We start from the raw sequence: 215 nt of genomic DNA, 5'->3' as shown, positions 1-215 counted from the left end.
GTCCCCGTACGCGCGCGGCGGCTCCTCGCTCAGCAGCGCCACCACCTCCGCCGCCCGGCGCGTGCCGACCCGCGAGGCGCCGTCCAGGAGCGCCCGCGCCAGCCGGGGATGCAGGCCGATCCGTGACATCCGTACCCCGCGCTCGGTCGCCCGGCCCGAAGTGCCGTCCACCGCGCCGACGGCCGTCAGCACGGCACGGGCCGCCGCGAGCGCCC

Annotated in this window: 1 protein-coding gene; it reads right to left on the bottom strand. The window is 80.5% G+C overall.

Going from position 1 to position 215, the window contains the following annotated elements; genetic code table 11:
- Window positions 1-215: hypothetical protein (locus tag GT042_RS20170; protein ID WP_161310119.1), on the bottom strand; the 215-nt coding region annotated here is incomplete at both ends.

It is taken from the genome of Streptomyces sp. SID3212, from assembly GCF_009865405.1.
Lineage (GTDB): Bacteria > Actinomycetota > Actinomycetes > Streptomycetales > Streptomycetaceae > Streptomyces.
This window is presented reverse-complemented; position numbering and strand designations above follow the sequence as displayed.